The sequence below is a fragment of the Streptomyces sp. NBC_01551 genome, from assembly GCF_026339935.1.
GTDB lineage: Bacteria > Actinomycetota > Actinomycetes > Streptomycetales > Streptomycetaceae > Streptomyces.
Genome location: NZ_JAPEPX010000001.1, coordinates 4,563,083 through 4,585,397, shown reverse-complemented (window position 1 = coordinate 4,585,397; position 22,315 = coordinate 4,563,083). Strand labels below are relative to the sequence as shown.

The following is a 22,315-nucleotide window of genomic DNA, read 5'->3' as shown; positions in this document are numbered from 1 at the left end:
CCCCGCCGCGGCTGCGGTGGGGGCGGTCTCGGTGGTGCGGTGCGGCGACGGATCAGTCGTCGTTCTTGCCCGCCGGAGTCGTCTTCGCGATCTGCATCAGGAACTCGGCGTTCGACTTCGTCTGCTTCATCTTGTCGAGCAGCAGCTCGATCGCCTGCTGCGAGTCGAGCGCGTGCAGCACCCGGCGCAGCTTCCAGACGATGGCGAGCTCCTCCGCGTTGAGGAGGATCTCCTCCTTGCGGGTGCCCGACGGGTCGACGTCGACGGCCGGGAAGATGCGCTTGTCGGCGAGCTTCCGGTCGAGCTTGAGCTCCATGTTGCCGGTGCCCTTGAACTCCTCGAAGATCACCTCGTCCATGCGCGAGCCGGTGTCGACCAGCGCGGTGGCCAGGATGGTCAGCGAGCCGCCGTCCTCGATGTTGCGCGCGGCACCGAAGAAGCGCTTCGGCGGGTACAGCGCGGTCGAGTCGACACCACCGGACAGGATGCGGCCGGAGGCGGGCGCCGCGAGGTTGTACGCGCGGCCCAGGCGGGTGATGGAGTCCAGCAGGACGACCACGTCGTGACCCAGCTCGACGAGACGCTTGGCGCGCTCGATGGCCAGCTCGGCGACGGTGGTGTGGTCCTCGGCCGGGCGGTCGAAGGTCGAGGAGATGACCTCGCCCTTGACCGACCGCTGCATGTCGGTGACCTCTTCCGGACGCTCGTCGACCAGGACGACCATCAGGTGGCACTCGGGGTTGTTGGTGGTGATCGCGTTGGCGATCGCCTGCATGATCATGGTCTTGCCGGTCTTCGGCGGGGCCACGATCAGGCCTCGCTGGCCCTTGCCGATCGGCGACACGAGGTCGATGATGCGGGTCGTCAGCACGCCCGGGTCGGTCTCCAGACGGAGCCGGTCCTGGGGGTACAGCGGGGTCAGCTTCTGGAACTCCGGGCGGCCGCGGCCGGATTCGGGCGCCATGCCGTTCACCGAGTCCAGGCGCACGAGCGCGTTGAACTTCTCGCGGCGCTCGCCGTCCTTGGGCTGGCGCACGGCACCGGTGGTGTGGTCGCCCTTGCGCAGACCGGCCTTGCGGACCTGGGCGAGGGAGACGTACACGTCGTTCGGGCCGGGCAGGTAGCCCGAGGTCCGGATGAACGCGTAGTTGTCGAGGATGTCGAGGATGCCCGCGACGGGGATCAGGACGTCGTCGTCGGCGACCTGCGGCTCGTTCGGGGCGAACTCGTCGCGCCCGCGACGGCCTCGGCGGTCGCGGTAGCGGCCGCGACGGCCGCGACGGCCGTCCTCGCCGTCGAAGTCGTCCTGCGGGCCGTTGTCCTGGCGGTCCTGACGGCCCTGCTGGCCCTGACGGCCGCCCTGCTGCTGGCGGTCGGCACGGTCGGCACGGTCCTGACGACCGCCCTGACCCTGGCCACCCTGCTGCTGGCCCTGACCGGCCTGGCCCTGGCCCTGGCCGCCCTGACCCTGGGCACCCTGGCCCTGGTCGTCGGCCTTGGCACCGCGGTCACGGCGGCCCTGACGGTCGCCGCGCTCGGCACGGTCACCGCGGTCGCGGCGGTCCCGGCGGCCGCGGCCCTCGCCGGCCTCCTGGCCCTGCGGGGCGGAGACGGCGGTGGCGGCCTCGGCCTTGGTCTCGGCCGGCGCGGCGGCGGCCGGCACGGTCTCGGTCTTCTGCTCGACCTGCACGGCGGCGGGGGCCGAGGACTCCGGGCTGCCGGAGGGGGCCGTGGCCCGACGGCGGCGGCGCTCGCCGACGGGGGCGTCGTCGCTGGCCGGCTGGCCGGGGATCTCGATCTGCGCCGGCGCGGCGGTCTTCTCGGCGGGCGCCTCGGCGGCGACCTCACCCGTACGGGCCTTGCTGGTGGCGCGGCGCTTCGGCTTGGCCTCGGCGGTGTCCGCGGAGGCGGCGGCCTTGGGGGCACTGCCGCCACCCGCCTGCGCCTCCTTGATGACCTCGATCAGCTGGCTCTTGCGCATCCGCGCGGTGCCCCTGATTCCGAGGCCCGACGCGACCTGCTGCAGCTCGGCCAGGACCATGCCCTCGAGGCCGGTGCCGGAGCGGCGACGCTTGGGGGCGGCGCTCGCGGCGGGGGCACTGGTGTCGACGTTGGTGTCGGCAGCGCCCATCAGATCGGTGGTGTCGCTCACGAAGGGTCCTTCCCTGGAGCGGACGTCGGCCTGTCTGGCTCGGCGACCGGTTGTGCTGTCCGACAACAGTCCTAGGTGTGTGGACCGTGCCGGGGCGGTGGTCCGCCGAAAGAGATACGGCGGAGAGAAACGTGCATGGGTGGTTCCGGCGAGAAGCCCCCGAGCTGAAAGCGTGGGAATGTCACGCCGATTCCGGAGCGTGCTCGAAACTGCTGGCAGCGATCAAAGCAGTCGGGGAGGCTCCCGGAAGAAAGGTGGTCCCGTATGGGGACACTGAGCACCGAGCCATGGCGGCTTCGGATGCGCACTTGAGATTAACACTACCGGATCCAAAAGATATTCCCCCTCTCAATCACCGGCAATCGCGCCTTCCGGGCGGGCGGCCTGCCCTGGCCGCCCGCTTTCAGAGCACGTCCGGCGGACTAGCCGCCCTGGGTGCCCAGCGGAAGGACACTCGCGCCCGCGGCGTCGAGGGCCAGCCGGTTGGCCGCCCACCCCTCGCCCGCGAGCCGCGCGACCTTGTCGGCCGCACCGTTGTCGGCCAGCGCGAGGACCGTGGGGCCCGCGCCGGAGATGACCGCGGGGATGCCGTCCGCCCGCAGCCGGTTGACGAGTGCCACGCTCTCGGGCATCGCCGGGGACCGGTACTCCTGGTGGAGCCGGTCTTCGGTCGCGGGGAGCAGCAGCTCGGGACGCCTGGTCAGGGCTTCGACGAGCAGGGCCGCGCGACCCGCGTTGACGGCCGCGTCCACGTGCGGGACGGTGCGCGGCAGCAGGCCGCGCGCGGTCTCGGTGAGGACGGGCTTGGAGGGGACGAAGACCACCGGAACGATGGAATCCGAGGGCTCCATCCTGATGGCCTTGGCGCTTCCGCCGTCCATCCACGCCAGGGTGAAGCCGCCGAGCAGACAGGCGGCGACGTTGTCGGGGTGGCCCTCGATCTCGGTGGCGAGCTCCAGCAGCGCCGCGTCGTCGAGCTTGGCCTCGCCACCTATGGTCACGGCACGGGCGGCGACGATTCCGGCGCAGATGGCGGCGGAGGAGGAGCCGAGGCCGCGGCCGTGCGGGATGCGGTTGGCGCAGACGACCTCAAGGCCGCGCGGCTGCCCGCCCAGCAGGTCGAAGGCGGTACGCATGGAACGTACGAGGAGGTGGCTCTCGTCCCGCGGCAGGGTGTCGGCGCCCTCGCCCGCGATGTCGATGTTCAGGCCGGAGTCGGCCACCCGGACGACCACGTCGTCGTAGAGCCCCAGGGCCAGGCCGAGGGCATCGAAGCCGGGGCCGAGGTTGGCACTGCTGGCGGGGACGCGCACCCGTACGGCGGCGGCGCGGAACGCTGGACCTGCCATCGGTTGATGACACTCCTCGTGACTGTGCGAGATCGGGTGACTGGGCGGGATCTTCGCTGCGAATGTACTGGAGAACGTACGACACCCGAAGGCCCTCGGGGCAGCACCGCGGTCATGTGCGCGGTGGCGGATGTAAGTACAGCCTATCGAAGGAAGGTTCTCTCGCGACATAGGGCGCACAGGAGGCGCACGATGCGTGTCGGCGTCTCCCGGTGGATTCCGCCGCCCTGCCTTGACTTCTGGTGGACTTTTGGTGCCGTACGGGGCGAGTTGCCGGATTCCGAAGGCGTGCGGACGGTTGTCCGCGCCTGCCGGAACCCGGCAACGAACGAACCGCGTCAGACCAGGCCGAGACGGTTCGCGGCGGCCTCGGCGTCCACGGGCACGGTGACCGGCTGCGGAGCGCCGGCGACGGCCCAGTCGGGGTCCTTCAGACCGTTGCCCGTGACGGTGCACACGATCTTCTGGCCCGGGTCGACCAGGCCGAGCTCGGCGGCCTTGAGCAGGCCGGCGACGGACGCGGCCGAGGCGGGCTCGACGAACACGCCCTCCTGCGCGGCCAACAGGCGGTAGGCGGCCAGGATCTGCCGGTCCGTCACCTCGTCGATGAACCCTCCCGACTCGTCCCGCGCGGCCAGTGCGTAGTCCCAGGAGGCCGGGTTGCCGATCCGGATCGCGGTGGCGATGGTGTGCGGCTCCTTGACGACCTCGCCGCGCACGATGGGCGCGGAACCGGAGGCCTGGAAGCCCCACACGCGGGGCGTACGGGAGGCCAGGCCATCGGCCTTGTACTCCTTGAAGCCCTTCCAGTACGCGGTGATGTTGCCGGCGTTGCCGACGGGCAGCACGTGGATGTCGGGGGCGTCGCCGAGCGCGTCGACGATCTCGAACGCGGCCGTCTTCTGACCCTCGATGCGGACCGGGTTGACGGAATTGACCAGCGCGACCGGGTAGTTGTCCGACAGCGCGCGGGCGAGGTCGAGGCAGTCGTCGAAGTTGCCGTCCACCTGCAGGATCTTGGCGCCGTGGACCAGGGCCTGGCCCATCTTGCCGAGCGCGATCTTGCCGCGCGGCACGAGCACCGCGCAGACCATGCCGGCGCGCACCGCGTAAGCGGCGGCGGAGGCCGAGGTGTTGCCGGTGGAGGCGCAGATGACGGCCTTGGCGCCGTCCTCCTTGGCCTTGGTGATCGCCATGGTCATGCCGCGGTCCTTGAAGGACCCGGTGGGGTTCGCGCCCTCGACCTTGAGGTGCACCTCGCAGCCGGTGCGCTCGGAGAGCACCTGGGCCGGGACGAGGGGAGTACCGCCCTCACGGAGCGTGACCACCGGAGTCGTGTCCGTCACCGGCAGCCGGTCCCGGTACTCCTCGATGATGCCGCGCCACTGGTGGGTGCGATTGCTGCTCATGGGTCCTTTACTCCCCTTCAACACGCATGATGCTGGCGACACCGCGGACGGTGTCCAGCTTCCGCAGCGCGTCGACGGTCCCGGAGAGGGCGGCGTCGGGCGCGCGGTGAGTGACGACGACGAGGGAGGCCTCGCCGTCCTTGCCCTGCTGGCGGACGGTGTCGATCGACACGCCGTGCTCCGCGAACGTGGTCGCCACCTGGGCGAGGACGCCCGGCTTGTCGGCCACATCGAGGCTGATGTGGTACCGGGTGACGACGTCGCCCATCGGGCTGACCGGCAGCTGGGTGTACGCCGACTCGCCGGGCCCCGTTGCCTCGGCGAGCTTGTTGCGGCAGACGGCGACGAGGTCGCCGAGGACCGCGGAGGCGGTCGGCGAACCGCCCGCGCCCGGGCCGTAGAACATGAGCCGCCCGGCGGCTTCCGCCTCGACGAAGACGGCGTTGTACGCCTCGCGGACGGAGGCGAGCGGGTGGGTCAGCGGAATCATCGCCGGGTGCACGCGGGCGGTGACCGACTCGCCGTCGGCGGCGCGCTCCAGGATGGCGAGGAGCTTGATGGTGCAGCCCATCCGCTTGGCGGAGGCGAAGTCGGCGGCGCTGACCTCGGTCATGCCCTCGCGGTAGACGTCGTCGAGGCGGACCCGCGTGTGGAAGGCGATGCCGGCCAGGATCGCGGCCTTGGCGGCGGCGTCGTAGCCCTCGACGTCGGCGGTCGGGTCGGCCTCGGCGTATCCGAGGGCGGTGGCCTCGTCGAGCGCCTCCTGGTAGCCGGCGCCCGTCGAGTCCATCTTGTCGAGGATGAAGTTCGTCGTGCCGTTGACGATGCCCATCACCCGGTTGATCTTGTCGCCCGCGAGGGACTCGCGCATCGGGCGGACCAGCGGGATGGCGCCGGCGACGGCGGCCTCGTAGTAGAGGTCCAGCCCCTTCGCCTCGGCGGCGGCGTGCAGCGCGGCGCCGTCCTGGGCGAGCAGCGCCTTGTTCGCCGAGACGACGGAGATGCCGTTCTCGAAGGCGGTGGTGATCAGGGTGCGGGCCGGCTCGATGCCGCCGATGACCTCGATGGCGATGTCGATGTCGCCGCGTTTGAGGAGGGCGGTCGCGTCGGTGGTGATCAGCGCGGGGTCGATGCCCTCGCGCACCTTGGAGGGGCGGCGCACGGCAACGCCGGCGAGCTCGACGGGCGCGCCGATCCTCTGCGTGAGGTCGTCGGCGTGCGTCGTCATGATGCGCGCCACCTCTGAGCCGACCACTCCACAGCCCAGCAGCGCCACCTTCAGCGGACGCGTACGCATCATTCGACCTACGCCTTTCGATCTTCCATCGCTCCCGGTGCACGTTTTGCGCACCGGGTGTCACCCAGTCTCACTCAATGGACAGCAGTTTCCACCCTCGGTCCATTGAGTGAGACGTCCATTTTGGGGGTTCGGAGGCTTCCCCCGGAAATAAGGGAATCATCCGAGGTCGAGGCGCAGGAGATCTTCCTCCGTCTCGCGCCGGACGATCACGCGGCCCGCCCCGCCCTGCACCGCGACGACGGGCGGACGGAGCGCGTGGTTGTAGTTGCTGGCCATCGAGCGGCAGTACGCGCCGGTCGCGGGCACCGCCACGAGGTCACCGGGCGCCAGGTCCGCGGGGAGGAACGCATCCTTCACCACGATGTCGCCGCTCTCGCAGTGCTTGCCGACGACGCGGACGAGCATCGGCTCGGCGTCGGAGGTGCGGGAGACGAGCGTGATCGCGTACTCGGCGTCGTAGAGGGCCGTACGGATGTTGTCGGACATGCCGCCGTCGACGGAGACGTACGTGCGCAGGCCTTCGAGCGGCTTGATCGTGCCGACCTCGTACAGGGTGAAGGCGGTGGGGCCGACGATGGCGCGGCCGGGCTCGACGGAGATGCGCGGGGCGCGCAGGCCGGCGGCCTCGCACTCGCGGGCGACGATCTCGTGCAGGGCCTTGGCGATCTCGTGGGGCTCGCGCGGGTCGTCGGCGGAGGTGTAGGCGATGCCGAGGCCGCCGCCCAGGTCGATCTCGGGCAGCTCGACGCCGTGTTCGTCGCGCACGGCGGCGAGCAGCCGTACGACGCGCTTGGCGGAGACCTCGAACCCGGCCATGTCGAAGATCTGCGAGCCGATGTGGGAGTGGACGCCGAGCAGTTCCAGGCTGTCGTGCCCGAGCGCGCGGCGTACGGCCTCGGCGGCGGATCCGTCGGCGACGGCGATGCCGAACTTCTGGTCCTCGTGCGCGGTGGCGATGAACTCGTGCGTGTGCGCCTCGACGCCGACGGTCACCCGGATCTGCACGGGCTGGCGCACGCCCTTCTCGCGGGCGATGTGCGCGACGCGGGCGATCTCCTGGAAGGAGTCGAGCACGATGCGCCCGACGCCCGCCTCGACCGCGCGGGTGATCTCGGCGACGGACTTGTTGTTGCCGTGGAAGGCGATGCGCTCGGCGGGCATCCCGGCGGCGAGGGCGGTGGTCAGCTCCCCGCCCGAGCACACGTCCAGATTGAGGCCTTCCTCCTTGAGCCACTTCACGATGGCCTTGGAGAGGAAGGCCTTCCCGGCGTAGAAGACGTCGGCGTCGGGGCCGAAGGCGTGCGCCCAAGCGCGGCAGCGGGCCCGGAAGTCCTCCTCGTCGAGGAAGTAGGCGGGCGTCCCGAACTCCTCGGCGAGCTCGGTCACCGGCACGCCGCCCACGCTCACCACACCGCCCTCGCCCCGGCGGACGGTCCGCGACCAGACCTTCTCGTCGAGCGCGTTCAGGTCGGCGGGCGGCGGGGAGTAGTGGCCCTCGGGCAGGACGTCGGCGTGGCGGGGCCCGGCGGGGTGCGCGGAACGGCTCATCGGAATCTCTCTTCGCAGATCACAGGCAGTCAGGAGCGTCTATGCCGAGGAGGGCCAGGCCGCCGGCCAGCACCGTCCCGGCGGCTTCGGCAAGAGCCAGCCGGGCACGATGGGCGGCCGAGGGTTTCTCGTCCCCCGCGGGCAGGACGCGGTACTGGAAGTCGAGCAGGGCGTCGGCCAGCTCGACCAGATGCCTGACGAGCCGCTCGGGCGCACGGTGGTGCGCGGCGGCTTCGAGGACGAGGGGGTAATCGCGCAGGGCCCGCAGCAGCGCCCCGCCGCCGTCTCCCTCTCCGACGGCGCCGGGCTCGCCACGGAACCCCAGCCGGGCCGCGTTGACTGTGAGGGCCCGGCTCCGCGCGTACGCGTACCGGACGCGGAAGAACTCGTTGGCCGACTCGTCCTGGACGAGCAGCCGGGGCGAGAAGGAGGGGGTCTCGTGCGGCGCCACGGTCAGCATCGCCCAGGCGGCGGCGTCGGCCCCGTAGGCGGCGACGACGTCCCCGTCCCGGCGCGCGACGGGCGCGACCCGAAGCCCGGCGCCGGCCTGCCGCTGCCCTTGCCCCTGGCCCTGCCCTTGCCCCTGGCTCCGTACGATCCGCTGGACGGCCTCCGCCACGACCCGGGCCCGGATCTCCCCGTCGGGTGCGAACCCGTAGCGGTTCCCGCGTTCGCGTACCTCGCGCACCAGCTCGGCGGCGGACCGCTCGGCCAGGATGAAGTTGAGGAACCCGGCGCCGGTGATCTCAACGCGCTCGATACCGGGGACGTCGACCAGCAGCCCGGCGATCACCCGAGCGGCCTCGGCGGGCTTGATCCCCGCACTCTTGGCGACCTGGAAGGCGACGGCGGTGGCGTACTCCCCCACCCCACCGGGCCGGGTCCGATCGACGACGACCCGCTCCGGAACGCCCGTTCCGGCCGGCAGGCCACCCTCCTCGACGGCGCGGCGCAGGGCGCGCACGACGGTACGGGAGAGGTCAGCGGGGGTCACGGGACCCAGCCTAGGGGAGAGACCCGCCTGTCACGCGAAGGGTTTCGCCATGTGAACAGCGACGCCCTCACACCACCGACTCACTGTGCGGGATCACCCCCGGGGCCACCGCGCGGGGTCACCACCGGGGCCACGGTCCCGGGTCACCACCGAGGCCACCATCCCTAGACCCGGGGTCACCGACCCGGGTCACCACCGGGGCCACCATCCCGGGCCCGGGGTCACCGACCCGGGTCACCACCGAGGCCACGGTCCCGGGTGCCGGGTGCCGGGTGCCGGGTGCCGGGGTCACCCTCTCCCCCGCCCGGCAGGAGCCCCTTTCCGCTCCCTCCGGTCCTTACGCTCGATCAGCCGCCGCACCACCCGCACCAACTCGGCGGGCTCGAAGGGCTTGGCGAGGAACGCGTCCACCCCGGCGGCGATCCCGGTCTCCACCTCGTGCTGCGTACAGGCACTGACGATGGCGAGCGGAAGATGCCGCGTCCGCGGATCGGCCCTCAGCCGCGCGGCGGCCCCGAACCCGTCGAGCCGGGGCATGACCACATCAAGGGTGATCACATCCGGACACACCCGATGGACCACGTCCAGGCATTCGGCACCATCGTTCGCGGTCACGACCTCGAAGCCCTCCAGCTCGAGATTGACCTTGATCAGCTGCCGGATGACCTTGTTGTCGTCGACAACAAGCACCCGGCCCGAGACGCCTGGCACAACTCGAGAGTAGGTCCGCTCCCGCCCCCGCGTCCGGGTTTTTGCCACTTCCACCCCCTCCGGGCGACCCACTCCCCTCCGGCTCGTAATCGGTTCCTGATCACCCCGCGGAAGCTGGTAGTGTTCAACCCGTCGCCGCAACGCGAACGACACGCCCCCGTAGCTCAGGGGATAGAGCAACGGCCTCCGGAGCCGTGTGCGCAGGTTCGAATCCTGCCGGGGGCACTCCAGCAGAGACAGCGCGATCACGCCGCTGACCAGCTGAAGTGCCAAGCATGAAGGCCCGAACTCAGTCCCACTGAGTCCGGGCCTTTGTCGTTGTGTAGCGCCGTCCACGCGTGAGTAGCGCGTGAGCTGCGGGGCCTGACGAGGCCCGCGCCGCGCCGGGGCCAGCAGCTCACGCCGATCGCGGACAGATGCCCCGACCAGCCACGCCATGCGCTCACTTTGGTTCAGGGCTGGCAGAGGAGCCCTGGTAAGAGAGCCTCGCCTGAGTCCATGCGGACTTAAGCGAGGCCTCCTTCAGCGGCGCCATGCTCAGATGACCTGCTGCTGCCCCTGCTGAGGCTGATCCAACTGCTGCTCCCGCATGCGTTGTTCGGCTCGCAGGCCTTCGACAGTCGTGGCGAACAGCTCTAGGTTCTGCGCCTCTTCGATTGAATTGTAAGGAGCGATTCCCAGATCGAGGGCCGTCGCGTGTTGCTCAATATTGTCCGCAGTCTGCTGAAGGTTGAAGGCCCTTTCACGCGGTTTGAAGTAGCCCGCCGCAGCAGTAACAACCGTAACCATGAAACCTAGCGCGATCAGGACACCCTTTCCAGGCTGAGGCGGATCGAACCAAGCGGCGACTGCGGAAATAGATGCCGAACCGAAAAACAGCAGCCACTGCATCAGAAGGTGCATGCGCCGGTAATGCCGCGACTCCGCGCGCAATCGGAAGACCTCTCCCGGAAGCCGTTCTCGATAGGACGCCTGCCTGTCTACCGGAGGTGGAGTGTGTCGTCGAGCCTCAAGGATGTGACGCTCTTCGGCCAACGCAAGGTCGAGCTTGAGCTCCCGAACGGACGTTTTCTCGTCTCGCCAAACATCGAATAAGCTACTGAACTCAATTGCGAACTGAGCAGCAGTAGCAACTGCTAGCAGGAAAATGACGCCGACAAGCGTGTTACCCACCCCCTTCGGGGTGGGTAAGTCCGTCCAGAGTGAGATCTTGAGGACTGCCCACGCTACGACGATGGCCACAATGGCGGACGGCGTCCCGTACAGGCCAGCAACTTGCAGGCGTCGATTTCTGATTCTCTGCTGCAGGTCGGCAATTTCACGCCGGTACTCAATTAAAGTATCGGTAGTCAACGTGCCGCTTTGGGTGCGTGACGAAATTGTCATCTATCGAACTCCCCTCCCTGCGGCAGCAGACCTGCTGTCGGGGCAATGGGTGAGGTTTCGCTCTCTGCTTGCCGCATGAGATGGATGGTACGGATTAACCGCTCACCTAGCAGACGTATTGGCAGAGTTCCCCAGAAGGGGGAGGGGATAACTGGGTGGGCCCGTGAACCAGTTCCGCACCGAACGGGTGAAGCCCTGCACTCAGCAGTGCTGAGTGCAGGGCTTCACCCGCCCCCTCGGCCAGAAGGCTTCGGGCGGCGACGCCTACCAGCCCATGGCCAGTTCGATCTTCCTGTTGTTCTCTTCCTCGCTGTCGTCCAGGCAACCGGCATAGTTCCGGTGGATCACCTCTGGAGAGTTCCCAGCCCGCCGGGCGACCTCGGCGACGGGGAGGCCGGCGCGGAGCCAGTTCGTGATGCAGGTGGACCGCAGGTCGTACGGGCGGCGTGCCAGCGGGGAGGTGGCCTTTTCAGGAGGAAGAGCCAGCACCCGGGCTTCCTGCCAGACACGCCAGTAGCTCGAACTTCCGAGTAGCCCACCCCGCTCGTTGAAGAAGAGCCGCCCGTCCCGAGCCGTCCCGAACTCTTCTACGTGATCACGCAGTAGGGAGACCAGGACGGGCGGGATCGGCACCCGGCGCACTTGTGTGACCTCGCGGGATTTCAGGCCCCGCTTGTCGTGCCGCTCCCCCGAATCGGTCCACTTCCGTCCGGAGACCGGCCGGGTCTCCTTTAGCAGCAACTCCCCCCATCCCGAGTCCGGAAGTCGGCACTGCGGGAGCGCGAGCCCCACCGCTTCGGCCGGCCGCGTGGCGCCGAGCAGCATGCATCCGAAGAAGGCCACGAGCCGCCGCCCCCGGTTCCGGTGCACGGACCCTACGTACGAGACGGCTGTGAGGAGCTGGCGGCCCTGCACTTCGTTGACGAGTACGCGCGGATCCACGACACCGCTTGTGCGGGAAGTGGACGGACGCCGGACTCCCGCAAGCGGGTTGGCGTCGAGGTAGCCCTCCTGGATCGCGTACTCCATGGCGGTGTTGAAGCCCCGCCGGCGGCGCTTATACGTCTCGGCGGCGGCCGGCCCGCCGTCGAGCTTGAAGGCCAGCCGGTAGTGAACATCCCGCACCACCCGGGAGTCCTTCAGGGCCGAGAGGGGCAGCGATTCCCGTGCCAGCCAGTCGCAGGCCGCCAGGAGGGCGGATGGCGCTTCCTCGTACGCATGGGAGGGGACAACCGCCCACCGCATGGCGAGGCGCACGTCCTCAGGCGAGGGGGGCTTCGGCCCTTCGCCTGCCATGGCTATCGCCACGGCCGCGAGGCTGTCCGCCAACCCCTCCCGCGTCTTGGCGGCCGCGGTGCGCCATCGGGTAGCCATGTATTCGCGGGAGAACGCCCACCAATTCGGGTCGTTCCTCCCTGACTCCGCTTCCGCGGCCTTGGCTGCCGCGGCCCGTAGTTCCGAGACGGGAAGGCCGGAGTCCACACCGAACGCCTCACCGCGGCTCATGGCCTGCCGTAGCTGCGAACGTCGGCTGTCCGCCAGGGCGGTGGTGGCGAAGCTGGCTGTCTTCACCTGGCCGGCGACCGTCCAGCGGAGTTGGTACGGCGCCCTCTTGCTCTTGACGGTGGTGACTTTCCAGATCCGTACGTCGGTGGAGAGTGCTTCGGTGAAGAGACCACCCGGGCGCCCGCTCTCGCGGGCACCCGAGTCGCCGCCGGCCTTCCAGTTGATCACGCGGCGTCCTCCTGCTCAGCAAGCCACCGCTCGTACTGGGACCGGCGGATGCGCACGTCACCGTTGGGCAGCTTGATCGAACGCGGGGCCTTGCCGAGCTGGCGCCACCGGTAGAACGTCGCCCTGGGGACCTTCAGGTCGGCGATGATTTCCGCGATGGTCAGCATCTCGTCCGTGACACGAGCACTCACTTCCACGTCCCTTCGAGGGCGGTTGTCGGACCGGACACCCCGGACAGCTCCTGGTTTCACTGTCCAGGTCCTTTTCGCAGATCAGAGGGGTCAACCGGACAGTCGGACAGCTGGGACACCTCGGGGGTGGCCTCGGTCTGGGTCGCGGTGTCCGGGTAGTAGTTGCCGCCGGCGTCCTTGGTGAGCTGGCCGTCGGTGGCCATGCGGGAGCAGGTGCGCCGGACAGTGTCGGCATCAAGGTGGGGCAGGGCTTCGGCGATGTCCTTGGGGCGGGCGCCGGGGTTGGCGCGGACGTGGCGGAGGATGACGGCTCGGGTGTCGCCGACGAGGTGGTCGGAGGCCGGTCCGTCGAGGAGGTGCCAGGCGCCGGAGGCGGACTGGAACTGAAGGGCGTACTCGGCTTCGTCCACGTCGCGGCCGGTAACGTGCAGGATGCCGTCCGCCTGGCCGCGGGCCCGCTTCAGGACGAGCGTGGCGTCAGCGGCTCCCGCGATGCCGTTGGTGCCCGATACCTCGGTGAGGAAGTCCTCGGAGCCCGCCTTGCGGACGTGGTGGACCAGGACCACGGCGATGCCGTAGTGATCCGCGAGCCGCTTGGCGTAGCCGACAGCGTGGTAGTCCGCGTCGTACGCGGAAATCCCTTGTGGGGCCTGGCCCCGCATCTTGGCGAAGACGTCGATCACGACCATGCGAGCGTCCGGGTTCCGGTCCAGCCACTGGGCAATCGCCGCGTCTCCGCCCTGGGGGAACGGCGGGCATTCGGTGACCAAGGTCAGACCTGCGGGTGCGGGCTGGCCGCCAAGGAGCTTGCCCATGCGGGACTGGAGGCGCCGCGGAGTGTCTTCCAGAGCGAGGTAGAGGACAGGCCCGCCCAGGACCGATACAGAGTCGAATGCTTGACCGCCGGCCGCGACGGAGAGCGCCAGGCCGAGGGAGAGCCAGGACTTGCCGACCTTGGGCGGTCCGGCGAGGAGGCTGACGCCTTCGGCGAGGATGCCAGGCACGGCCCACTTCGGTTCGGGGAACTCCGTCGCCATGAGCTGATCGGCGGTCCACGCGGTCCGCGGCCTCTCGCGCTTCGGCGGGCTCGCCTGATCTGCCTTGCGCGACTCGCTCGGTACGGAGTAGAGGTGCAGCGGCGGGATCGGATTGGCGGTCATGCAGCAGCCCCCACGTTGGCGAAGCCACGGGCGACGGCACGCTCGGCGTAGCGCTCGGGTACGCCCACGGCGACGGCGGCCGCCACGAGCTGCTCCCGAACCGAACCAAGAGCGCACGGGCCCGGGCAGTTGGCGTGCTGGGCTGCCAGGAATCGAGCGACTCCGAACGTCTGACCTCCGGCCCCGGACTCGCGCTTGGCAGCGATCAGGGCGAGCCCTCGGGCCAAGCCCTCGCCGATGAAGGTCTCGTTGTGCCAGCAGCCACCGGCGACGTCCCGGCTGAAGGTTGTCGGGCCGGGGGTGGAAGAGGCCACCCGCCCCCGGGCGGGGGTGGTCTCTTCCCTCGCGAGCAAGGCGCGGACGGCATCGGGCAGGCGGACCATGGTGCCGGTGCCGGGCCCGAGCCAGCGGGCGTAGGCCATGGAGGACTTCAGGTCCACCCCGGGGCGCACGGCGTTGTGTGAGGCCATGGCACCGAGGTAGATCCAGTGCTGTCCGCGAGTGCTGGACACTGCGCGCGTGGCGGGGAGCGCGCTGTGGGCCCAGGCGACCGCCTCAGAGCTGTCCAGGTCCACCACGGTCAGGCCGGCGGCGCCCGGGTGGTAGCCGATCGATCCCGCCTGCCGCCACGCCGAAGCCCACGCCCCGGAGGTGAGGGTCTCGGGGTCGGTGGTGGCGGCGGCCCACCCATGGCAGGGCCGCACGCACCGGCAGGGGCCGGGCGTCTTCATGACGGGTCGGCCGCCGCACGCGTTCTCGCGGCAGGCGCGGCAGTTGGCCACGGGCCGCTTGTCGCGACTCAACGGCAGCACCGGCACCCCGCGCTCGGCGAGGTCGAGGGCGATGTGCAGGCATGCGGCGTATGCAGTCATGCGGCCACCTGCCCGGTCAGGATGCGGGTGTGGAAGGCGTGGCCGAGCCACTCACTGAACGCCGGGGGAATGGCCTCGGTCAGTTCCTTGCGGACATCGGTCCAGTCGATGCCCATGGCCGCCTGCATTTCCGGCACGGTGGCCTTGCCGCCACCGGAACCGTACGCGGCCACGTACGGGCCGTCGTGGAACTCCCCGTGCCGCCACCCCCTCACCCGGCCCCGATGCGGCTGGTGTGCGGGCCGCAGGGTGCTCCAACCGCCGAGCTCGAAGTTCCTGTGCCGCAGTACGCCGAGGCCGAACATTTCGCCGCACAGGCTGATGTCCTTGCGGACGGCCGCCTTGCCGTTGGGCTGTTCGATCACATAGGGCACCCCAGCCGCGTCCAGAAGCGCCCGGGTCGGCGCGACAAGGTCGATGTGCTCGCCGCCCCATCCCATGGCCTGGTTGGTGCCTACGGTCAGGGTGCACTTGCCCTGACAGGGCGGTGAGGCGTGCACGAGGGAGTACGCCGCGATTTCGCCGGTCTCGATGAGTTCGGCGAGGACGGCGAGAGCGTCACCCTGCCGGAACGCAAACGGGTACCGCGGGGAACGGTTGGCGATGTCAACGCCGTGGACGGTGAAGCCGGCTCGGTGGTAGCCCATGGCCGCGCCGCCGGCGCAGCAGAACAGATCGAGCAGCAAGGGACGGTCATCGCCCAGGTGCGCAACGGGCTTGAGGTAGGTCATGCTTGGGGTCTCCTGTCTGTCTTCGGATAGGCGGGGAGGGCCGCGGCGGCGGGCGACCTTGCTGGGGAGTCCCGCCGCCGCGGCGTAACTACTTGGTGGGGCCGGACGGGAGTCCGGCGCGGGTGAGGGCCTCGGGGTCGAAGCCGGGCAACATCGCGCGGGTAGTCATGGCCTCGGCGAGGGCCGTGGCGTACGTGGAGGCCTCGCGGGCCACCTCGATCTGCGTGTGGGCACGCAGGATCTCGACGCGTTCGATGTGGGCGTGCTCCTCACGACGTGCGGCGGTGTGCCGGTCGTGGGCGAGGGATTCGCGGCGGTCGGTGCGCCAGTACCGGTTGGCCAGGCTGTAGGCGACGGTGGTGGCCAGGGCCCACAGCAGCAGCGGCAGGGACAGACCGTCCGCGTACCCCGCGACCCCGGCGAGGGCGAGGCCACCGGAGAGTGCGAACGCGGTTCCCGCGAGCGCCGCGTCACCGCTACGGCCCGCGGATGCGAGCCCGCCGGCCGCTGCCGCCCCGAGGGCGAGCACGGTCATGAGCGCGGCGTTCCCGGTGCTGTGCTCGGCGCCGTTGGCGTTCCAGATCCGGCCCAGGATCAGGACCGTGCTGGTGGCCAGCGCCGGGACAGCCTTGGGGGTGAGTTTGATGGCCCAGTGCTGGTAGGTGATCGGCTCGTACATCGGGGTTCTCCTTCCTAGTTGGCGAGGTCGGTGAGGGCCTGGGCGGTGGACTTCACGACGTTCGTGATGGGCTCGTACGCGCCGGTGCCGGCGGCGAAGAAGCCGAAGAGGAACAGGACGATTGCGGCACCGGCGCCGGCGGCCTTGGTGCGGACGGCGAAGTAGGACCCGGCGCCAAACAGCAGGACGGCGGAGATGGTGAAGATCATTCGAGTACCTCCGTGGGTGGGTCAACGGGTGCCGGCGTGGTGGATGCGGACGGCGCGGTTGTAGAGCCAGCGGCCGAGTCGGATGCGCTTGCCGTGGCCGTCGCAGCGGCGGCAGTGCTTGCCCCGCTTGAGGCGGCCCTTGCGGTCGGTGGTCATGGCGAAGCCGAAGCCGCGGCACTTGCGGCAGGTCCCGAGTGGCGAGACCGCGCACAAGCTTCCATAACCGAGAGTGATGGTGAGCAGGCAGGCGATAGCGAGCAGGGCAGGGGTCATGAAGGGCCCTCCCAGGCTGGTTTCAGGGGATTTCGCAGGTGGACTGCTATGCGCTAGCGACCAGATCAGGTGCGGTTTGAGGTGCTAGCGGGGGTGCTACCGGTAGCAGGTTGGCCTGCTACTGGTAGCAGGGGTTCGGAGCTACGCGGCACCGGGATTTTCGCTACGCTCCGCAATCGCCTTCGCGAGGTCGGCGCGGACGATGCCGCGGCGGGTGGTGCGCTGTCCTTCGTCGGTGGTACCGGCGACGTCGACGGTCTTGATGCCGTGGGGCTTGAGGGCGCTGGTGACGTTCTCACCCTTCCAACCGCCGTAGACCTCGGGCCGCAGGTCGGCGAGGCGGGAGGCGATCCGCTCGTTCCAGACCCGCTTCTCCGCCGCCGGGACGACGGCGAGGATGTCGGCGAGGAGGTCGTACGAGGGGCCCGTCACTGTCTCGGGGGCCTCGCCGAGCGCGTGGCCGGTGAGGAGTCCCGCCTTGTCGCGGACGGTTCGGGCGCGGGCCGCGATCACTTCGGCGCCGGGGGCGTCGATGTAGGTGGAGGCCACGATCCGGGCGTCGGCACCCTCGCCCATGAAGTAGTGGATGCCCTTGTCGCCCCAGGCGAACATCGTGGCCCGCACTCCGCGCTTGTAGGAGGAGGTGCCCAGGACCATGTCGTTCTCGGTCTGGCCCATGACCTTCAGGCACCAGCGGGCCGAGGCGTTTGCCGAGATGCCGGTGGGCAGGGACTTCGCGTCCGGCCGCTGTGTGGCCAGCAGCAGCACGATCCCCGTGGCCGGTCCGCGCTTGACCAGGTCGGTGGCGATCTCCTCGAACTCCTTGCCGTGCTCGGCGTGCTCGAACAGCACCTGGCACTCGTCCACCCCGACCACGATCGGGTGCAGCCCCAGCGACCGCTTGTCGGCGAGACCGCTGGTGACCTTGTTCTCCGGGCAGATGTCCCGCGGCAGGGAGCGGATCACCTTCACCCGCCGCCGCAGCTCCTCCCGCAGCGCGCGGAAGTCGGTGAGCGTGTAGGCGATGGACTCGTCGTCGTCGCCCGCGGCGTGGCGGTGGGAGACGGCGTTGCCGACCGGGTCAAGGTCGCCAGTGCCCTTCATGTCGTAGGTGTGCAGCTCCGCCCGCGGGTCCAGCGCGGCGATCAGCAGGAGCAGACGGAGGAGGAAGGTCTTGCCCATGCGGGGGATCGCGCCGATCACACCGGCGATGAACATCAAGGTGACTTCCACCCAGCGACCGCGCTGGTCGGTGCCGTAGGCCACGGGCTTGAAGAGGTCCACCACGCCCGAGGTGAGCAAGGGCCACTTGGGCTTGGTGGCCTTGGTCATGTCCTGGTCGCCCACCCAGAGAACGAGGTGGCCGGTGTGCTCGTCGGGGACGGCCTCGGGCCAGACGCACCCGAGCGGCCGGCGCAGGCCGGAGGCGAGCTTGTCGCGGCGCTCGATCACGTCCGTCACGGTCACGCCGTACGGAAGGTCCCCCTCGGCCCGCCAGCCGGGGCCGTCGCGGGTGATGGGAGCGGTGAAGGTGAAGCCGTCCCGGCCCTTCGCCTGCGCCTGACTGATCGGCGCGATGCCCAGGGCGCCGAGGGCGCGCAGGACGATGTCGGAGGTGAGCTTGGGTGCCTTGGTCATCTCCACAGCCCTGTGGACGACCGGGGCGTCGGCCTGTCCGCCGGCCGCGCCGAGGGCGAGCAACAGCGCGCCCAGGGAGACAGCCTGGAGCCAGCCGGGAGCCAGCACGTACAGGGCGAGCGCGGCCCCTAACCCGACCAGGCTGGCGAGGGCGGCGACCAGGGTGCGCAGGCGTACGCGGCCGTCGCGCTGGCGGGAGAGCTTGAGGTACTCGCCGACGTCCTCGCGCCGGACGGCGGCCAGTCGGACCGGCTCGCCCTCGCGGTCGGCCACCCACCGCAGCGTTCCGCTGGCGAACCGAGCGGCCCCGCGCGGCGCTTGGAGCGTGAAGCGCCCGGCGTAGACCGGGGCGCGCAATGCGTGGTAGCCGACGAGGTGGGCGTAGTGCCGGGCAACCCAGCTGGCCGCCGTCTTCAGCTCTGCCGTCGACCGCAGCCATGCGGGAACGATCGCCCGCCGCTTGGCCCCGGCCAGTCGGCCGAGGTAGCCGGGCGCAGCGACGTCCGGGCCGTCGACCAACCGTCGGGCCGACGGGTCGCCCGACCCCAAGGGGGTCGAGTCGGCGGCCGGTCCGGTGGCGGAGTAGGGCGACTCGGCGCGGGCGGAGCGCGCCTTGTCGAGGTCGACCACGTCGGCGCCGAAGTCGGCCGCCATGTCGGCTTCGAGTTGGGAGAAGAGTTCGTTCTCGTCGTCGGGGTGTTTCACTGAGGGTCCTTCTCTCGGGAGGGATTGCGGGACCCGGCCGCTTCTTTGGTCGGTTGAGACCGGGTCCCGCTGTGGCGAGTTATGCGGCGCGCGGTTCGTCGGGGTAGGCGCACGTCACGCACGCCCCGAGCGAGGGCGGGATGACGTATCCGGCGTCGGTGCGGCATGTCGGGCAGGTGCGGCGGGCCAGCATCGCCAGGGCGAGGGCGCCCCACTTGCGGGACGTCATCGGTCGGACGGGCTTGGCCCGGTCGACCCGGTAGAGGTAGGCCACCAGCGGCTCTCGTCGGAACCGCGGGCGCAGGAGCTGTGCGGCGACCGGTTGGCCGCCCGGCCGTAGCCCCTCGGCGCGCAGTTGCCGCCGGGTTGCCAGACCCTCCGGGGCGTAGCGCCATGGGTAGGTCGGTATCCCGTACGTCGCCCCGGTCGGGTCGAAGCACTCGGAGAGCGTGAGCGCGCCCATCAGGCCGCCGCCGCGGTCGTGTCGGTGCGGGCGCCGCGTCGGCCGGAGCGGCGCCCGGCGACCGTGGCGAACAGCCGCCCCAGGCCGGCGCGCTTGATGCCGGCGCGGGCCTGCTTGGCCGCGTACATCGCCTCATCAGCCCGGCCGAGGAGTTCGGCGAGCCCATCGGCAGGGAAGTCCGCTACCCGTACCCACCCGAGCGAGACCGTCGTACGGACGTCCGCACGGTGGGGATCCGCGGGGCGGGCAAGGACGGCGTGGAGGGCGGCGAAGAGGTCTTCGGCGGTGCCGTGCGGGTCGAGGACGACGGCAGCGAACTCATCACCACCGAGGCGGCCGGCGACCCCGGCCGCACCGACGTAGTGGGCCAGCCGGTCCGCGGTCGCCTTCAGCAGCGCGTCACCGGCGGCGTGGCCGTGCCGGTCGTTGATCCGCTTGAAGTCGTCCACGTCCGCCAGGAGCACGACCGCCCGCTCGTCGCGGAGCAGGGTGGAAGCGCGGCGGGTGAAGCCGTCCCGGGTCAGCAGCCCGGTGAGTGGGTCGCGGCGGGCGGTGTGCAGGCGCCGACGCAGCCAGAGAACGTGTCCGGACCAGCCGGCGGCGACGGGTAAGGCTCCCGCCAGGGTGGTGAGCAGGGTGTTCATGCTGCGACCTCCTCGGCCACCTCGGCGGTCGTCTCGTTCTCGGGCAGGGGCAGGGCATCGGCCGCGGTGCGGTCGGTGAGGAGCTGGTCCCGCAGAGCCCGGGAGCTGGCGGCCGAGCAGTGAAGATGCGTCCGGATCGCCTCGGCATTGATCGCGCTGTCAGGCCACGCCACCGTGATCTCGCGCGCCTCGGCCAACAGCTCCTCAGCGGTCCTAAGCGGCTTCCTGGCCTTGGCCCGAGGGCGGGCGGTCCGCTTACGCGGCGCTTGGGGCGCCCTCTGCTCCTCCGGCTCGGGTGACGGCACGGGTGACGCGGGCGGCTCGGGCGCCGCCTCGTCGCTCTCGGGGGCGAGCTCCCCCAGGCGGAGCAGGACGCGTTCGCGGCGCGGGGTCTTCGATCGCCACCGCCACCCGTACTCCTCGCGCAGGTCGGCGCGGGCGAGCTGGCGCTCCTTCTCCCGCCCGAGCGCATCGGTGTATGAGGTGATCTCCCACAGGGTCATTCGGCGCCACAGGGAGAAGGTGGAAGGGAAGGCAAGCAGCCAGCGGGAGGCACGGATCTTGTCCATCCGGCGGCCGGTGACGGCGCCGATGCGGACGGCGTAGATGTGGGCGCCGATCTCGGAGAAGACCACCCACAGCAGAGGCATCGTGCCGTGCGCGACCTTGGCCCACAGCCCTTGTCCGGCCGCGATGTTCAGCCCACACGTGATCAGCGTGAGCGCCCACGGCACGAACCGGACCCACACCAACGCCATGTCCATCCGGATCAACAGCAAGTTGGCCACCGTGAACACCGGGATGGCGGTGTCGATGCCGACCGGGAGCATCCACGGCTCACCGAACCCCCACCGCCCGGCTGCGGCCGAGACCGCGTCGAACGAGGAGATCAGCCCCAATGCCCCGACACCGGCCGCGGCCAGAGCTCCGGTACCGGCAAGGCCCAGCTCCGGACGGGTCAGCGGCGGTACCGCCGACCGTTCCGCCATGGTCAGGGTGGTCATCGCGCACCCCCGGCGGCCGGAGGGTTCGCCAGCCCCGCCAGGCGGGCGGCGTCGTCGCCGATCAGCTCGTCGTGCGCTTCCAGGGCGTGAGCCACCGCGGTGATGCCCGGCCAGAGCAGGGCAACGGACCGGGCGGCGATGGCCTGCACCGCGGCCCAGGACTTCCCGCCGGCCGGGGTGTGGTCACGACCGAGGAGGAAGCCCCACTGAGCGAGAACGTCGATGGCGAGCTCGCGGTCGTGCACTGCCTCTAACGCGGCAGCGCGCTTCGGCGTCCACAGCCCCTGCTCGCGCAGGAAGTGAACCTGTGCGGCCTCGCCGGCGGCGCACTGGGCGGCGAAGCGCCACGGGCGGATGCCGCTCGCGTTCCAGCTCGTCGAGCCGGTCACCAGCCTGCCCTGGTGCGGGTCCTGCCAGGTGAAGAGGGTGACCCGCTCGGCGTGCATCCCGTACGCGATGCCGAGGACGGCGTGTCCGGCCTCGTGGAAAGCCATGGCGGACCGAATCTCGCCCTCGGCCAGGTTCATGCCCTGAGTCGGGCGCTGCTGGCCGGTGTGGTCGAGGAGGTCCTCCGGCTCGGGGGTCAGATGGCTCATGCCGCTGCCCCCTTGCGGGAGCGGGCGCGGCGACGCGCGCCAACCGGGGGCCGGCCGATCGGGATGACGTTGAACAGCTCCGGCGCGTAAGCCTCGATCACCTCGGCGGCGACCCGGCTGACGTCGTCCGGCAGGGTGGAGTTCTCGGCGAGGATGTCGCGGGCCGCGTCGAGTCGGGCCGCACGCTCCTCCTCGCTCTCGCCCTCCACCCCGAGCCACAGCTCAACCGGGGTGCCAAGGGCGAGTTCCACGAAGTCGTTCGCGCTGACGGCCTCTTGGCCGCCGATGAACGTACGCATAGGTGCTCTCCACAAATCGGAGGGGCAGGGAGGGCCACGACGGCGGGCGACCTTGCTGGGGAGTCCCGCCGCGCGACGCAGGCAGTGCAGGTCAGGGCACATGAAGCGCCCTGTTCAAGCATGAGATACATGCTTGAACATGTATCTCACGATGATGCGTCCAGCTACGGCTGTCAAGGCCTTCGCTGTTTCGGGCCGCCCTTCGGCGTGACATCAGATTGCCGCCGAGGCCCGGGACGAAGTGACCACGTCCCTGGACGACTTGGGA

22 protein-coding genes and 1 tRNA gene are annotated in these 22,315 nt (G+C 70.4%); 1 reads left to right on the top strand and 22 read right to left on the bottom strand.

Annotated features, from left to right (window positions below; genetic code table 11):
• Positions 1 to 52: 52 nt before the first annotated feature.
• From rho to OG982_RS20895, 7 genes are all read right to left on the bottom strand, one after another.
• Positions 53 to 2,152 (bottom strand): transcription termination factor Rho, encoded by a 2,100-nt coding sequence (rho, locus tag OG982_RS20925; protein WP_266784516.1) that lies wholly within the window; start codon positions 2,150 to 2,152, stop codon positions 53 to 55.
• Between the two features lie 422 nt (positions 2,153 to 2,574).
• Complete coding sequence (gene thrB, locus OG982_RS20920) at positions 2,575 to 3,501, bottom strand: homoserine kinase (RefSeq protein WP_266784518.1); 927 nt, start codon at positions 3,499 to 3,501, stop codon at positions 2,575 to 2,577.
• 338 nt (positions 3,502 to 3,839) lie between these two features.
• Positions 3,840 to 4,910 (bottom strand): threonine synthase, encoded by a 1,071-nt coding sequence (gene thrC, locus OG982_RS20915; RefSeq protein ID WP_266949083.1) that lies wholly within the window; start codon positions 4,908 to 4,910, stop codon positions 3,840 to 3,842.
• A 7-nt stretch (positions 4,911 to 4,917) separates the two neighbouring features.
• A complete protein-coding gene (locus OG982_RS20910; protein ID WP_266791816.1) occupies positions 4,918 to 6,207 on the bottom strand; it encodes a homoserine dehydrogenase in 1,290 nt (429 codons plus the stop codon).
• Between the two features lie 159 nt (positions 6,208 to 6,366).
• Positions 6,367 to 7,758 carry a diaminopimelate decarboxylase gene (gene lysA / locus OG982_RS20905; protein WP_266949081.1) on the bottom strand — a complete coding sequence of 464 codons (1,392 nt, stop codon included), beginning with the start codon at positions 7,756 to 7,758 and terminating at the stop codon, positions 6,367 to 6,369.
• A 19-nt stretch (positions 7,759 to 7,777) separates the two neighbouring features.
• Positions 7,778 to 8,752 carry an ArgS-related anticodon-binding protein NrtL gene (gene nrtL / locus OG982_RS20900; protein ID WP_266949080.1) on the bottom strand — a complete coding sequence of 325 codons (975 nt, stop codon included), beginning with the start codon at positions 8,750 to 8,752 and terminating at the stop codon, positions 7,778 to 7,780.
• Between the two features lie 288 nt (positions 8,753 to 9,040).
• Complete coding sequence (locus OG982_RS20895) at positions 9,041 to 9,517, bottom strand: response regulator (RefSeq protein WP_266784526.1); 477 nt, start codon at positions 9,515 to 9,517, stop codon at positions 9,041 to 9,043.
• Between the two features lie 99 nt (positions 9,518 to 9,616).
• On the opposite strand from OG982_RS20895, the gene OG982_RS20890 reads away from it, so the two are divergent.
• Positions 9,617 to 9,688 (top strand) — tRNA-Arg (locus OG982_RS20890).
• A 312-nt stretch (positions 9,689 to 10,000) separates the two neighbouring features.
• Here the strand turns inward: OG982_RS20890 and OG982_RS20885 are convergent.
• From OG982_RS20885 to OG982_RS20815, 15 genes are all read right to left on the bottom strand, one after another.
• Positions 10,001 to 10,849, bottom strand: coding sequence for an SLATT domain-containing protein (locus tag OG982_RS20885; protein ID WP_266949079.1), 849 nt, complete (start codon positions 10,847 to 10,849; stop codon positions 10,001 to 10,003).
• Between the two features lie 264 nt (positions 10,850 to 11,113).
• On the bottom strand, positions 11,114 to 12,583 hold the full coding sequence (locus OG982_RS20880) for a site-specific integrase (RefSeq protein ID WP_266949078.1): 1,470 nt from the start codon (positions 12,581 to 12,583) through the stop codon (positions 11,114 to 11,116).
• On the bottom strand, positions 12,580 to 12,774 hold the full coding sequence (locus tag OG982_RS20875) for an AlpA family transcriptional regulator (RefSeq protein ID WP_266949077.1): 195 nt from the start codon (positions 12,772 to 12,774) through the stop codon (positions 12,580 to 12,582). Before OG982_RS20875 ends, OG982_RS20880 begins: the two co-directional genes overlap by 4 nt.
• Before the next feature lie 56 nt (positions 12,775 to 12,830).
• Positions 12,831 to 13,934, bottom strand: a complete 1,104-nt coding sequence (locus OG982_RS20870; RefSeq protein ID WP_266949076.1) for an AAA family ATPase — start codon at positions 13,932 to 13,934, stop codon at positions 12,831 to 12,833.
• Positions 13,931 to 14,806: a bifunctional DNA primase/polymerase gene (locus OG982_RS20865; protein WP_266949074.1), complete on the bottom strand. Its 876-nt coding sequence runs from the start codon at positions 14,804 to 14,806 to the stop codon at positions 13,931 to 13,933. Before OG982_RS20865 ends, OG982_RS20870 begins: the two co-directional genes overlap by 4 nt.
• Complete coding sequence (locus OG982_RS20860; RefSeq protein WP_266949073.1) at positions 14,803 to 15,537, bottom strand: DNA methylase; 735 nt, start codon at positions 15,535 to 15,537, stop codon at positions 14,803 to 14,805. The genes OG982_RS20865 and OG982_RS20860 overlap by 4 nt, the downstream gene beginning before the upstream one ends.
• 88 nt (positions 15,538 to 15,625) lie before the next feature.
• Positions 15,626 to 16,216, bottom strand: a complete 591-nt coding sequence (locus OG982_RS20855) for a hypothetical protein (protein ID WP_266949071.1) — start codon at positions 16,214 to 16,216, stop codon at positions 15,626 to 15,628.
• Positions 16,217 to 16,230: 14 nt separating this feature from the next.
• The gene (locus OG982_RS20850; protein ID WP_266949070.1) at positions 16,231 to 16,425 is read right to left on the bottom strand and encodes a hypothetical protein; all 195 of its coding nucleotides are present in this window, start codon (positions 16,423 to 16,425) and stop codon (positions 16,231 to 16,233) included.
• Positions 16,426 to 16,446: 21 nt separating this feature from the next.
• Positions 16,447 to 16,698, bottom strand: a complete 252-nt coding sequence (locus tag OG982_RS20845) for a hypothetical protein (RefSeq protein WP_266949068.1) — start codon at positions 16,696 to 16,698, stop codon at positions 16,447 to 16,449.
• A gap of 141 nt (positions 16,699 to 16,839) precedes the next feature.
• The gene (locus tag OG982_RS20840) at positions 16,840 to 19,041 is read right to left on the bottom strand and encodes a cell division protein FtsK (protein WP_266949067.1); all 2,202 of its coding nucleotides are present in this window, start codon (positions 19,039 to 19,041) and stop codon (positions 16,840 to 16,842) included.
• 79 nt (positions 19,042 to 19,120) lie between these two features.
• Positions 19,121 to 19,504: an RRQRL motif-containing zinc-binding protein gene (locus OG982_RS20835; protein WP_266949065.1), complete on the bottom strand. Its 384-nt coding sequence runs from the start codon at positions 19,502 to 19,504 to the stop codon at positions 19,121 to 19,123.
• Positions 19,504 to 20,148: a GGDEF domain-containing protein gene (locus OG982_RS20830; protein ID WP_266949063.1), complete on the bottom strand. Its 645-nt coding sequence runs from the start codon at positions 20,146 to 20,148 to the stop codon at positions 19,504 to 19,506. The genes OG982_RS20835 and OG982_RS20830 overlap by 1 nt, the downstream gene beginning before the upstream one ends.
• The gene (locus tag OG982_RS20825; RefSeq protein ID WP_266949062.1) at positions 20,145 to 21,152 is read right to left on the bottom strand and encodes a DUF2637 domain-containing protein; all 1,008 of its coding nucleotides are present in this window, start codon (positions 21,150 to 21,152) and stop codon (positions 20,145 to 20,147) included. Before OG982_RS20825 ends, OG982_RS20830 begins: the two co-directional genes overlap by 4 nt.
• Positions 21,149 to 21,748 carry a hypothetical protein gene (locus OG982_RS20820; protein ID WP_266949061.1) on the bottom strand — a complete coding sequence of 200 codons (600 nt, stop codon included), beginning with the start codon at positions 21,746 to 21,748 and terminating at the stop codon, positions 21,149 to 21,151. The genes OG982_RS20825 and OG982_RS20820 overlap by 4 nt, the downstream gene beginning before the upstream one ends.
• Positions 21,745 to 22,047 (bottom strand): hypothetical protein, encoded by a 303-nt coding sequence (locus tag OG982_RS20815; RefSeq protein WP_266949059.1) that lies wholly within the window; start codon positions 22,045 to 22,047, stop codon positions 21,745 to 21,747. Before OG982_RS20815 ends, OG982_RS20820 begins: the two co-directional genes overlap by 4 nt.
• Between the last annotated feature and the right edge of the window lie 268 nt (positions 22,048 to 22,315).

Coding starts and splice junctions, on each gene's coding strand:
- thrB (WP_266784518.1), bottom strand. CDS start 3,501: ATGGCAGGTCCAGCGTTCCGCGCCGCCGCCGTACGGGTGCGCGTCCCC.
- thrC (WP_266949083.1), bottom strand. CDS start 4,910: ATGAGCAGCAATCGCACCCACCAGTGGCGCGGCATCATCGAGGAGTAC.
- OG982_RS20910 (WP_266791816.1), bottom strand. CDS start 6,207: ATGCGTACGCGTCCGCTGAAGGTGGCGCTGCTGGGCTGTGGAGTGGTC.
- lysA (WP_266949081.1), bottom strand. CDS start 7,758: ATGAGCCGTTCCGCGCACCCCGCCGGGCCCCGCCACGCCGACGTCCTG.
- OG982_RS20885 (WP_266949079.1), bottom strand. CDS start 10,849: ATGACAATTTCGTCACGCACCCAAAGCGGCACGTTGACTACCGATACT.
- OG982_RS20870 (WP_266949076.1), bottom strand. CDS start 13,934: ATGACCGCCAATCCGATCCCGCCGCTGCACCTCTACTCCGTACCGAGC.
- OG982_RS20865 (WP_266949074.1), bottom strand. CDS start 14,806: ATGACTGCATACGCCGCATGCCTGCACATCGCCCTCGACCTCGCCGAG.
- OG982_RS20860 (WP_266949073.1), bottom strand. CDS start 15,537: ATGACCTACCTCAAGCCCGTTGCGCACCTGGGCGATGACCGTCCCTTG.
- OG982_RS20855 (WP_266949071.1), bottom strand. CDS start 16,216: ATGTACGAGCCGATCACCTACCAGCACTGGGCCATCAAACTCACCCCC.
- OG982_RS20850 (WP_266949070.1), bottom strand. CDS start 16,425: ATGATCTTCACCATCTCCGCCGTCCTGCTGTTTGGCGCCGGGTCCTAC.
- OG982_RS20845 (WP_266949068.1), bottom strand. CDS start 16,698: ATGACCCCTGCCCTGCTCGCTATCGCCTGCCTGCTCACCATCACTCTC.
- OG982_RS20835 (WP_266949065.1), bottom strand. CDS start 19,504: ATGGGCGCGCTCACGCTCTCCGAGTGCTTCGACCCGACCGGGGCGACG.
- OG982_RS20830 (WP_266949063.1), bottom strand. CDS start 20,148: ATGAACACCCTGCTCACCACCCTGGCGGGAGCCTTACCCGTCGCCGCC.
- OG982_RS20825 (WP_266949062.1), bottom strand. CDS start 21,152: ATGACCACCCTGACCATGGCGGAACGGTCGGCGGTACCGCCGCTGACC.
- OG982_RS20820 (WP_266949061.1), bottom strand. CDS start 21,748: ATGAGCCATCTGACCCCCGAGCCGGAGGACCTCCTCGACCACACCGGC.
- OG982_RS20815 (WP_266949059.1), bottom strand. CDS start 22,047: ATGCGTACGTTCATCGGCGGCCAAGAGGCCGTCAGCGCGAACGACTTC.